Here is a 12,565-nt window from a genome sequence, read left to right as displayed (position 1 = left end):
ATAATCAAATCTAACTTTATAGGTAGGGAATAAATATTTTTTGTTGTGAACGTAGTTTAATACGTTGTATAGGCTATAGTTATGTGTTTTTCTTACAAACCATAATAGTTAAAGTATAGTGTTTGTAAGAGTTTAAGAGGTTTTTAATAGCTAAAATGGGGTATAAAAAAACCAGCCTTAGCTGGTTTTTACATAAAACGTTTATGTACTTTAATCGTTTTTGTTTTCCTCTAATTTTTCGTCTTCTTTAGATGCATCTTTAAATTCTTTAATTCCGCTACCTAATCCTCTCATTAATTCAGGAATTTTTTTACCTCCAAATAATAGAAGAACTACTACTACTACTAATATTATTTGCGGAGCACCAATGGCTAAAAATGTTTGTAAAGCTATCATGTTGTATGATTTTGTGGAAAACAAATGTACTAAAAAGATTATATACTCCTGTTAATTTGGAGCTAAGAGTATATAATATTTTTAAGTTTATGAACTAATTAAAATAAAAAGTATTGCCTAAAAGGCTATTTGTTTTAATGAAATATCGTAAATAAACTAATTTTAAAACGTATAACGTATGTATTATAATAGATAAATTATCGGAGAACTAGCTAAAGTTTAATTGTAGCATTATATTTGTATGGAATGGCAAAAAAGACGAAAAAAAGAAAAGAAATAAAAAGAAAGTTACTTCACAAGTACCGTTTAGTAATACTGAATGAAAGTACTTTTGAAGAAAAGATTTCTTTTAAATTAAGTAGACTTAATGTTTTTGTTTCAGGAACATTATGTATTATTGGCTTAATTGGTCTTACTACGTTATTAATTGCTTTTACTCCTTTAAGAGAATATATTCCTGGTTATTCTTCAACAAAATTAAAAAGACAAGCAACGGAACTTACCTATAAGACAGATTCTTTGGTTAGAACTTTAAATTATACCAATAAGTATTTAGAGAATATTCGCATGGTATTAAAAGGAGATATTGCTAATAACCAAGTAAACAGAGATTCTCTTTTTGAGCAATTTAAGTTAGATCCATCTTCTGTAGATTTAACACCAATAAAAGAAGATTCAGTTTTAAGAGCAGAGGTTGCTTTAGAAGATAAATACAATTTATTTGAGCAAGGAACAGACAAAACTGATTATATTCTTTTCCCGCCAATATCTGGAGTATTGTCTCAAAAACATGACGGTCAAAGCAAACATTTTGGAGTAGATGTTGTTGCTCCCAAAGATACACCGGTTAAGGCTGTTGCTAATGGAGTAGTAATTTTTTCTGAATGGACTGCAGATACAGGTTATGTTATTATTATGGAGCATAAGGATGGACTACTTAGTGTTTATAAGCATAATGGGTCTTTAAATAAAAGACAAGGAGAAGTAGTAAGAGCAGGAGAAATAATAGCTTCTGTTGGTAGTACCGGGGAATTAACCACCGGTCCACATTTACATTTTGAGTTATGGAATAATGGAACTCCAGTTAACCCAATGGATTTTATAGATTTTAAATAAAACCGAATGTCATTAAAATCGTTTTTAGCAAAAATATTTGCGCAAAGGATAGTTGCTAAAACTAATAAGTGGGTAAATAATCCAGAAACTGCGCAAGAAAAGGTTTTTTTAAATTTAATTAATGAAGCTAAGAATACCGTTTTCGGAAAAGACCATGATTTTGCAAATATTAAATCTTATGAAGATTATGCAAATGCGGTTCCTGTTAGAGATTATGAAGAACTAAAACCTTATGTAGAAAAGATGGTTGCTGGTAAGCAAAATATACTATGGCCGGGAAAACCTATTTATTTTGCTAAAACTTCAGGGACAACTTCTGGTTCTAAGTATATACCAATAACTAAAGAATCTATAAAAGAGCAGGTAAATGCTTCTAGAAATGCTATTTTAACGTATATACACGAAACTGGAAACACTTCTTTTGTAGATGGGAAAATGATTTTTTTACAAGGAAGTCCAGAGTTAGAGTTGAAAAACGGAGTTAAACTGGGAAGGCTTTCAGGAATTTCAGCGCATTATGTTCCAAATTATTTACAAAAAAATAGATTGCCCAGTTGGGAGACGAATTGTATTGAAGATTGGGAAACAAAGGTAAATGCTATTGTAGAAGAAACTATCCAAGAGAATATGACAGTTATTGCCGGAATACCTTCTTGGGTACAAATGTATTTTGAGAAACTCAATGAAAGAACCAATATAAAAGTTGGTGAGTTATTCAAAAACTTTAACTTATTCATATATGGCGGGGTAAACTACGAACCTTATAGGGCAAAATTTGAAAACTTAATTGGTAGAAAAGTAGATAGTATAGAATTATTCCCTGCAAGTGAAGGATTTTTTGCTTACCAAAATTCGCAAAAGGATAAAGGGATGTTGCTTTTATTGAATTCGGGAATCTTTTACGAGTTTATAAAGGCAGATGAATTTTTTGATAAAAATGCGCGAAGACTAACCATTAAAGATGTTCAATTACATGTAAATTACGTAATGATTATCTCTACAAATGCTGGATTATGGGGGTATAACCTAGGAGATACCGTTCAGTTTATTTCTGTAAAACCATTCAAAGTAATAGTATCTGGACGTATTAAACATTTTATTTCCGCTTTTGGAGAACATGTTATAGCTAAGGAAGTGGAGCAAGCCATGCAAGAGGCAATTAAAGCTACAAATGCAAGTGTAAACGAATTTACTGTTGCCCCGCAAATTACACCACAAGAAAATGAGTTGCCTTATCATGAGTGGTTCATAGAATTTGAAACTTTGCCGAATAATATGGAAAAGTTTATTGCAATTTTGGATCAATCTTTACAAAATCAAAATAGTTATTATTATGATCTTATAGTTGGTAATGTTTTACAAACTTTAAAAGTTACTCAAATAAGTAATGGTGGTTTTAAGGCATATATGAAATCCATTGGTAAATTAGGAGGGCAGAATAAAGTACAACGATTATCTAATGATCGTAAGTTAGCAGAGGCTTTAATAAAGTTAGGAAGCATATAATACTTAAATAATAATTGTAATTTTACATGAAACTCGTTTATGGCAAAAGCAATTACTACAACTAGAGCGCAAGAATCTACCAATGCAATAGAGCGCTTATATATAACAATGCGCCATCTATTTAATCGTGGCTTTTATAAACCAACAGGGGTTTCAGGAGAAACTTTAAAGCAAGCTTTACTTTTGTTAAGGCCAGAAATTTATGGTTCTATTGCTGATGAAAAGGCAGAACTAAGTGGGTTAATATATGTTATAGAGCGTTTACCAGAAGGTATTGAACAGTGTCGGTTTATTAACCTTACTTCAGATGAGGGATATCGTAAATCGCATTTTAAAGCAATAGTACCTCCAAAAAGAAGAAGAAATTGCTATCGCATAGACGATGAGCAAATGAATATAGAGATTACACGAGGAAGATCTGATATTTATGATATACTTACCCATTTAACATTTTTATTTATCGAATCCGAGAAGATTTGTAAACGTGTTTTAATAGAAGATACAGATAAGACTATAAGAGATTGGACTAAATTGGAAACTGCGGTAAATAAAAAGAAACTTACACAAGCAGAACGTGAGGTAGCTTTAATTCATACAGCAAATATATTAGGCAGGTCTTTTGAAGAAATTATAGAAGTTTATGAAAGCTTTGCTACAGCTACTGATTCAGATAGATTTTTAAGGATAATTTATTGGTTAGGTAAATTGGCAATAGAAGAGGAAATTTCTGGAGATAAAAGAGCAATTACCTTTAGTGCTATATTAAGAGAGCGTCTAGGACATCATATACACGGAGAAAGATGGGCTAATACAATTAAAGAAACTCTTAATAAGAATAATCTTTTAAATAGACCCATTCATATTATAAGTGCAAATATGCACAGTGTAATGAATTCCCTTTTTGCGAAAAAGGCACTAAAAAAGGAATTTACTAATACTACAGATTCTTTAGATATTTATGAAGCACTAAGCTCTCCGGAGAATGAAAAATTAAGAACTAAGGTAAAGTCAATAGCATCTAAAAACGGAATGATTAGTATAGATGATAAATCTGGTACAAATATAGACGTGCAGATTTTTGATATGGCTAAATTGGGAAAGGAATCTTGCTGTTATGACTTATCCAACGAAACAAAAACAGAAGATATTCCAGTAATTTTTGTGATGGATTATGCATTTGGTGAGCAAGCATATGAAACTATTGATGAGTTATTGAAACCCTATAAAAAAGAAAATAAAGAGCTTCAGTTTCTGAATATAGATTCTATTTCTGTTATGGGAAAAGCAGGAATTTTAGAAGGCGGTAAAGGAGATTTAATGATTCCAAGCTCTCATATTTTTGAAGGTACCGCAGATAATTACCCTTTTAAAAATGAGTTGTGTGCAGAGGATTTTAAGGGCCATGGTTTAGAAGTTTTTGAAGGCGCTATGGTTTCAGTTTTAGGAACTTCTCTTCAAAATAAAGATATTCTTAAATTTTTCTATGAATCTACATGGAATGTAATAGGGCTTGAGATGGAAGGAGTGCATTACCAAAAAGCAATACAGTCAGCTTCCAAAATACGTAAGAGTATAAAAGAAAATGTAAAAGTAAGATATGCATATTACGCATCAGACAACCCATTAGAAACAGGAAGTACTTTGGCTTCCGGAGGACTTGGAACCACTGGCGTAAAACCTACATATTTAATTACAGATAAAATTCTAAAACAGATATTTAACAACTAAAAAAATGGCAGATAATTTACCAAAGGACGCAAATACTTCCTCAGATGAAATAGACTTAGGGCAGTTGTTTGAATTAGTAAAGATTGGGCTGAATAAGATATTCTTAATCCTTCTTAGGGTTTTTTTATATTTCAAAAAGAATATTCTTATACTTATTGCTTTGGCTTTAATTGGAGTTGGAATTGGCTATGGATTAAGCCAGATATCCGAGGTTACAAAAAAGACAGAAGTTATTGTTAAACCTAATTTTGAGAGTAAAGATTATTTGTATGGAATAGTATCTGAATTGCAATCGAAGGTTAAAGGGAAAGACTCCATTTTTTATCATAGTTTGGGGATAAATATAAATGAAATAAAAGGTTTTAAAATTGAAATACTACCTGTTCAGGAAGCTAATGTTAAAACAGATTTGGAGAAGTCTTTAAAGTATTTGGAGTATTTGGGCTCTCTTAAAGATGATAATTCTATTAAAGAGGTTATAAAGAATGAAGTTTTGGCAAGTAGTTATGTTAACCATAAAATTTCATTTTATTACAAAGACCAAAAATTGGGACAAGATGCTGCAAAAAAAATAATGACATTCATAAATGATAATGATTATTTTAGGGAATTAAAAGAGATTTATTTACAAAACTCGCAATCTCGAATAAAAGAAAATGAAGCACTCATTCAACAAATAGATGTCTTAATTACAAATTACTCAAATGCACTTGGAAATAAATCTGATGATAATGAAAAAGGGGAAGGGATGGTACTTTTAGGAGGCGAAGAAGGTCTTAATATTCCGCAATTATTAAATTTAAAAAACAATTTAATTGAAGGCACAGCATCGAATAAATTATTAAAAAGGGAGTACAGAGAAACAATTAAAGTTTTAAGTTTTGGAGGACCTCAACTTGTTAAGAAAGAATTTTTTAAAGAAAAACTTACCGTAATTCCAATGATATTAATAAGTTTATTCTTTGGCTTTTCATTAATAAAATTTTTGAATAAAAAAACAAAAGAGTTATTATAAATGAATAAGATAAACCGAAAAATATTAATAACAGGAGGTGCTGGTTTTATTGGCTCACATGTTGTAAGAAGGTTATTAACTTCCTATTCTAATTATCATATTTTTAATCTAGATGCGTTAACTTATGCTGGTAATTTAGAGAATTTAAAAGATATTGAGACATTAGCAAATTATACTTTTATTAAAGGTGATATTACAGATGAGGCCTTTATTAGCTCCATTTTTAAGACCTATAATTTTGATGGTGTTATCCATTTAGCTGCTGAATCTCATGTAGATAGATCCATAACAGACCCTTTAGCTTTTGTTAAAACCAATGTTATAGGAACTATGAATTTATTAAATGCAGCTAAGGAGGTATGGAATGAGAATTTTAATAATAAAAGATTTTACCATGTAAGTACTGATGAGGTATATGGTTCTTTAGGTGAAACGGGTTTGTTTACGGAGGATACTTCTTATGACCCTAATTCTCCTTACTCAGCTTCCAAAGCAAGTTCTGATCACTTTGTAAGATCCTATGGTGAAACTTATGGTCTGCCATATGTAATTACTAATTGTTCTAATAATTATGGTCCGAATCATTTTCCGGAAAAGTTAATTCCTTTATTTATTAATAATATTATTAATAAACAATCTCTACCAGTGTATGGTGATGGAAATTATACGAGAGATTGGTTATTTGTTGAAGACCATGCTGTAGCTATCGATTTGGTTTTTCACAAAGGAAAAAATCAGGAAACCTATAATATTGGAGGGTTTAATGAATGGAAGAATATAGATTTGGTTAAATTACTTTGTAAGTTAATGGACCAAAAGCTTAATAGAAAACAAGGGGAAAGCGAACAATTAATTACCTATGTGAAAGATAGACCTGGACATGATTTACGCTATGCTATAGACGCAAATAAAATTAATAAAGAATTAGGTTGGAAACCTTCTGTCAATTTTGAGGAAGGTTTGGATAAAACTATTGATTGGTTTTTGGAAAATCAAAAATGGTTAGATAATGTTACTTCTGGAGAGTATAAAGAGTATTACTCTAAAATGTATAAATAAGAAAGAGAATAAACATATCCAAAAATGAAAGGAATTATATTAGCAGGAGGTTCAGGTACTCGTTTACATCCTCTAACATTGTCAGTAAGCAAACAGTTAATGCCTATTTATGACAAACCCATGATATATTACCCTTTATCCACATTAATTTATACAGGAATAAGAGAAATTCTTATTATTTCTACTCCTAAAGATTTAGCTCTATTCAAGGATTTATTGGGAGATGGGAGTAAATATGGTTGTTCTTTTGAGTATGCTGTACAAGAATCACCAAATGGTCTTGCCGAAGCATTTATAATAGGTGAAGAATTTATAGGGAAAGATAAGGTTGCACTTATATTGGGCGACAATATTTTTTATGGTTCTGGTTTGGCAAAATTACTACAATCAAATAATAACCCTGATGGAGGGATTATATATGCCTATAGAGTACATGACCCCGAACGTTATGGTGTAGTTGAATTTAACGAAAGTGGAAAAGCAATTAGTATTGAAGAAAAACCATTAGAACCTAAATCTAATTATGCAGTACCTGGTATTTATTTTTATGATAATGATGTGGTACAAATTGCTAAAAATATTGAGCCTAGCTCTAGAGGAGAATTAGAGATTACAGATATAAACCGAGAATATTTAAAAAGAGATAAACTAAATGTTAGTATTTTGGATAGAGGTACAGCTTGGTTAGATACAGGAACATTCCAATCTCTAATGCAGGCTTCTCAATTTGTAGAAGTTATTGAAGAACGTCAGGGCTTAAAAATAGGAACAATAGAAGGTGCAGCTTATGAAATGGGTTTAATAAGTAAAGAGCAATTAATTGCTTTAGCGGAACCACTTATGAAAAGCGGGTATGGTAAAAACCTGTTAGGAATATTAAATAAAAAGTAAGAATGATAATAGAAAAAACTACTCTAGAAGGTTGTTATGTTTTAACACCTAGAGTATTTGAAGATGATAGAGGATACTTTTTTGAAAGTTTTAATAAAGAAACATTTACAAATTTAATAGGTAAAGAAGTAGACTTTGTTCAAGATAACCAATCGTATTCATCTAAAGGGGTTATAAGAGCAATTCATTACCAAACAGGGGAATATGCCCAAGCCAAGCTTGTTCGTGTATTAAAAGGAAGGGTATTAGATGTAGCCGTAGACTTAAGAAAAGATTCCAAAACATTTGGAAAGCATTTTTCTATAGAACTTTCTGATGTAAATAAAAAACAATTATTTATACCGCGAGGTTTTGGGCATGGATTTTCTGTTTTAAGTGAAACTGCAGAATTTTTTTATAAATGTGATAACTTTTATAACAAGGAGTCTGAGGGCGGAATTATTTATAATGATAAAAACTTAAGTATTGATTGGAAACTGCCATCTAATGAAATTGAAGTGTCTGAAAAAGATTTAGAATTGCCAATATGGGAAAAGGCGCAGATATAAAATGAAAAAGAAATCGAAAATATTAGTTACAGGTTCTAATGGTCAATTAGGAAAGTGTATTAGAGATTTAGTAGAAAGTTATCCAAATTATAATTTTCATTTTAGAAATTCTAAAGAATTAAATGTTACGAAAAAAGATCAAATAGAATCTTTGTTCTTAAAGGAGGATTATGATTATTGTATAAATTGTGCAGCTTATACAGCAGTAGACAAAGCAGAATTAGAAGAAGATAAAGCATATTTAGTAAATGCAGAAGCTGTAAAATATTTAGCGGAAACTTGTAAAGAAAATAGCTGTGTTTTAATTCATATATCTACCGATTTTGTTTTTGACGGGACAAAAAGTATACCTTATACAGAAAACGACACATCAAATCCTGTAAATATTTATGGGGCATCTAAGTTAAAAGGGGAAAAATATATAAGAGCAATATTATCAAACTATTTTATAATTAGAACCTCATGGGTATATTCTAAATATGGAAATAATTTTGTTAAAACTATGTTGCAATTAGGGAGAGAAAGAGATGAAATTAGTGTGGTAAATGACCAAGTAGGAACTCCAACGTATGCAGGGGATTTAGGGAAAGTAATTCTTTCTATAATTAAAAAAGAAAGTTGTGCTTTTGGAGTTTACCACTATAGCAATGAAGGTGTTGCAAGTTGGTTTGATTTAGCAAAGGAAATATTCGAAAGTAGAAAAGCTAATGTAAAAGTTAATTCTATTCCGACAAGTGAATATCCTACAGCTGCAAAACGCCCTACGTATAGTGTTTTAGATAAATCAAAAATAAAAAATAATTTAGATGTTGAAATTTCGTATTGGAGAGATAGTTTAAAAATTATTTTAGAAGAAAATTATAAATGAAAAAAAACATATTAGTAACAGGTTCTGCTGGATTTATAGGCTTTCATCTAGTTAAAACTTTATTACATGATGAAACGTATAATATAGTAGGTATTGATAATATAAACGATTATTACGATGTTAATTTAAAACTATCTAGATTAAAAGAAATAGGTATTGAAAAAGAAAATATAAATGAAGACTGTAGTTTAAGTTTAAGTAGTAAAAATAGTAACTATCGTTTTGGAAAAATTGATATAACAAATGCTCATAATTTAGAGATTTTGTTTAAGAAGGAAAACTTCGATTATGTTATTCATTTGGCCGCCCAAGCAGGGGTTAGGTATTCAATCGAAAACCCTTCAGCATATATTCAAACAAATATGTTAGGGTATTTTAACGTATTAGAGTGCTGTAGAAATTATAAAATTAATCATTTTGTTTATGCTTCAAGTTCTTCTGTTTATGGAGGAAATAAAAAGGTTCCTTTTTCAGAAGAAGACAAAGTAGATAATCCTGTAAGCTTATATGCAGCAACAAAAAAAGGGAATGAGTTAATGGCTTATACATATAGTCATTTATTTGACTTTAGAACAACGGGTCTTCGTTTTTTTACAGTATATGGTCCTTGGGGTAGACCAGATATGGCTCCTATGCTTTTTGCAAATGCTATATGCAAGAGTAAACCTATTAAGGTTTTTAATAATGGCGACATGTTGCGAGATTTTACCTATATAGACGACATTGTTGATGGAGTAATTAAATGCCTTAATTTTAAAACAACAAAAATTCCGAAAGCAGAAATTTTTAACATTGGGAACTCAAAACCAATAAACCTAATGGAATTTATTGAAACATTAGAAATAGCTATAAATAGAAAATCAGAAAGAATAATGATGCCTATCCAGCCAGGTGATGTTAAGGTAACTTATGCTGATACAACTAAATTGAAAGATACCACAGGGTATAATCCCAAAACGGAAATAAAACAGGGTGTTAAAAATTTTATTGATTGGTATAAAGAGTATTATAAACTTAGTTTTTAAAATAAGGAATGAAAGTCCATTTTATAACTGAAAATGAGTATCCAAATATTAGCGCTTCTGCTAATAGGCTTTCTTTACTTATTAGGGCGTTAAAACACGAAAATACAGAGGTTGATGTTATTTCAATCGGATACTTTAAAAAGATGCCCTTTAAAATTGATTTATTTATATCTTTTATTTTAAAGTTTATTGCAACGTTTACTATTATTTTTAAAGTAAATAAAACAGACATCGTTTTCTTTTATGGGGCTTTTAGAATGCCTTGGATTGCTTTTTTACTAAAGTTAAAAGGGGTAAAAATGATTACAGAAAGAACAGAATATCCTCATTATTTGATACTTCAAAGTAAGAATTTTTTAAGTGTAATTAAAAGTAAATTAGCAATATTAAGTATGAGTTTTTCTGACTCTTTCATCACTTGTTCTAAAAATCTTGCAAATTTTTATTCTGAAAAAACTAAAATAAAGAATTTTTTGATATTGCCATTAATTCTTGATGATGACACTATTGATGGTTATGAAAATGGTTTTAGTAAAGAGATTACCTATTGTGGTTATATGGGAAATAATAAGGATGGGGTCTTCGATTTAATTACCTCATTTAAAAAAGTAAATAACCTATTTCCTGAGTGGAAATTAAAGTTAATAGGACATGCAGAAGAAGAAGTTATGAATGACCTTAAAGAAATGGTTTATGAAAATAATTTATCAAATAATGTTGATTTTACAGGGAAATTACCGCATGTAAAGGTATTAAAACTGTTACGTAAATCTTCAATTTTAGCTCTTGCAAGACCAGATAATTTGCAATCTCAAGGTGGTTTTCCATCGAAATTGGGAGAGTATTTATCAACAAGACTTCCTGTTGTTGTAACAAGAGTTGGTGAAATTCCAAATTACATAGAGGACGGAATTAATGGATTTTTAGCAAACCCTAATGACCCTAATGATTTTGCTGAAAAACTAATTTTTGTGATTAATAACTACGAACAGGCAAAGAAAATTGGTATAAGTGGTAAAAAAATAGCGGAAAATTTTGACTATAAGATTCAAGGAAAAAGAATTTTTGATTTTATTAAGAAATGATGTATAAATAGATTGTATTAGTTATTTAATGAAAAATTTTTCTGTAAAAAAGATATTTAAAAACCAAAAAGTAAAGCAGGCAATTGTTTTATATAGCTCTACTATTGGGTCGATGCTCATAGGTTTTTTAATAAGTGTTTTAAACACAAAATACTTGGGAAAGGATAATTACGGTGATTTTAAGTTTATAGAAGTTCTTTTTTCATTAATTGTGTTATTTTCAACTTTTGGGTTTTTTTATAGCTGTACGTATATGACAGCTAAAGAAGAGAATGAGCAAAAGAAAAACAAGTTGTTTGGAGCGCATATTATCATTGGTTTAGTAATTTCACTTTTTCTGATTTTAATTTTGACATCGTACATTTCTTTTTTTTATACCGGAAATTTAGGAATATATATACATGTGCTTCTACCATTTATGTTTGTATTGGTTTTTAATAATAGTCTAGAAAATATACTCCAAGGTAATAACAAAATATACTCCTTGTCTATTTTAAAAATAGGGCCTAAATTTATTTATTTATTGACTTTATTAGGAATAATCTTCTTTTTTGATGAATTATCTCTTAAAAGTGCATTAGTATTTTTTTATGCTTCAACAGGAATAATTATAGTTTCTATTATTTTAAAAACACCTTTTTCTTTTAAAGACTTAAAAGCTACAATTAATAGTATTTTCGAAACGAACAAAATAGTAGGATTCCCTATATATATAGGAGGAGTTTTAGGGGTTGCTTCTACCCACTTAAGTTCATTGTTCATTAGTTTTTTCAATAATAATACAGATTTTGGTTTTTATGCGCTAGCACTTACAGTTTCTTCTCCAATGGGTGTTTTACCAGGAATAGTAGGTACAACTTTAATGAGAGATTTTGCAAATAAAAAAAAGATGCCAGTAAATATTTTGAAACTAATTGTAATAATATCTCTAATCTTTTTTGTGCTTTTTTTGACTTTTTTAAACCCTCTTTTTAATTATTTTTATAGTAGGGAATATGAACCTGCGATTAACTTGGCGATTCTTACTTCAGTGGCATTTTTGATACATGGATTCGGGGATTTATATAATAAATTTTTGTATGCAAAAGGGGAAGGTAAAAAGATGAGAATATCAAGTATTAATATTGGTTTAAGTAATATAATTCTTTCATTGTGCTTAATACCATTATTTGGTTCTTCTGGTGCGGCTTACGTTAAGATTATTAGTTCTGCTGTGTATTTAGGAACTGTATCCTTTTTCTATTATAAGAGAATAAAATAGCTTTATTTTGTGTAAATAAATAATAATTGAATTTGACGATGTACATTAAGAATTTTTAGACTACTAT

At 29.7% G+C, this 12,565-nt stretch carries 12 protein-coding genes; 11 read left to right on the top strand and 1 reads right to left on the bottom strand.

The window, feature by feature from the left end; all coding sequences use genetic code 11:
* Positions 1 to 210: 210 nt before the first annotated feature.
* A complete protein-coding gene (locus Q0856_RS12715; protein WP_298475052.1) occupies positions 211 to 396 on the bottom strand; it encodes a twin-arginine translocase TatA/TatE family subunit in 186 nt (61 codons plus the stop codon).
* Positions 397 to 642: 246 nt separating this feature from the next.
* Between Q0856_RS12715 and Q0856_RS12710 the strand changes: the two genes are divergently transcribed.
* From Q0856_RS12710 to Q0856_RS12660, 11 genes are read left to right on the top strand one after another with little or no spacing between them, the layout of a single operon-like run.
* On the top strand, positions 643 to 1,512 hold the full coding sequence (locus Q0856_RS12710) for a M23 family metallopeptidase (RefSeq protein WP_298505562.1): 870 nt from the start codon (positions 643 to 645) through the stop codon (positions 1,510 to 1,512).
* A 6-nt stretch (positions 1,513 to 1,518) separates the two neighbouring features.
* Positions 1,519 to 3,018, top strand: coding sequence for a GH3 auxin-responsive promoter family protein (locus Q0856_RS12705; RefSeq protein ID WP_298505559.1), 1,500 nt, complete (start codon positions 1,519 to 1,521; stop codon positions 3,016 to 3,018).
* Positions 3,019 to 3,057: 39 nt separating this feature from the next.
* The gene (locus Q0856_RS12700) at positions 3,058 to 4,746 is read left to right on the top strand and encodes a hypothetical protein (RefSeq protein WP_298505556.1); all 1,689 of its coding nucleotides are present in this window, start codon (positions 3,058 to 3,060) and stop codon (positions 4,744 to 4,746) included.
* A 4-nt stretch (positions 4,747 to 4,750) separates the two neighbouring features.
* A complete protein-coding gene (locus tag Q0856_RS12695; protein WP_298505553.1) occupies positions 4,751 to 5,761 on the top strand; it encodes a hypothetical protein in 1,011 nt (336 codons plus the stop codon).
* Positions 5,762 to 6,820: a dTDP-glucose 4,6-dehydratase gene (gene rfbB, locus Q0856_RS12690; RefSeq protein ID WP_298505549.1), complete on the top strand. Its 1,059-nt coding sequence runs from the start codon at positions 5,762 to 5,764 to the stop codon at positions 6,818 to 6,820.
* A 24-nt stretch (positions 6,821 to 6,844) separates the two neighbouring features.
* Positions 6,845 to 7,711, top strand: coding sequence for a glucose-1-phosphate thymidylyltransferase RfbA (gene rfbA / locus Q0856_RS12685; RefSeq protein WP_298505547.1), 867 nt, complete (start codon positions 6,845 to 6,847; stop codon positions 7,709 to 7,711).
* Between the two features lie 2 nt (positions 7,712 to 7,713).
* Positions 7,714 to 8,259, top strand: a complete 546-nt coding sequence (rfbC, locus tag Q0856_RS12680) for a dTDP-4-dehydrorhamnose 3,5-epimerase (protein WP_298505543.1) — start codon at positions 7,714 to 7,716, stop codon at positions 8,257 to 8,259.
* A 1-nt stretch (position 8,260) separates the two neighbouring features.
* Complete coding sequence (gene rfbD / locus Q0856_RS12675) at positions 8,261 to 9,127, top strand: dTDP-4-dehydrorhamnose reductase (protein ID WP_298505540.1); 867 nt, start codon at positions 8,261 to 8,263, stop codon at positions 9,125 to 9,127.
* Positions 9,124 to 10,152: an NAD-dependent epimerase/dehydratase family protein gene (locus tag Q0856_RS12670; protein ID WP_298505538.1), complete on the top strand. Its 1,029-nt coding sequence runs from the start codon at positions 9,124 to 9,126 to the stop codon at positions 10,150 to 10,152. The genes rfbD and Q0856_RS12670 overlap by 4 nt, the downstream gene beginning before the upstream one ends.
* Positions 10,153 to 10,160: 8 nt before the next feature.
* The gene (locus Q0856_RS12665; RefSeq protein ID WP_298505535.1) at positions 10,161 to 11,237 is read left to right on the top strand and encodes a glycosyltransferase family 4 protein; all 1,077 of its coding nucleotides are present in this window, start codon (positions 10,161 to 10,163) and stop codon (positions 11,235 to 11,237) included.
* A gap of 28 nt (positions 11,238 to 11,265) precedes the next feature.
* Entirely contained in the window at positions 11,266 to 12,498 is a 1,233-nt protein-coding gene (locus tag Q0856_RS12660) for an oligosaccharide flippase family protein (RefSeq protein WP_298505533.1), read from the top strand.
* Positions 12,499 to 12,565 lie beyond the last annotated feature (67 nt).

Origin of the sequence: uncultured Maribacter sp. (genome assembly GCF_947496775.1) — a bacterium.
In the GTDB taxonomy this organism is placed as follows: Bacteria; Bacteroidota; Bacteroidia; order Flavobacteriales; family Flavobacteriaceae; genus Maribacter_B.
This window is presented reverse-complemented; position numbering and strand designations above follow the sequence as displayed.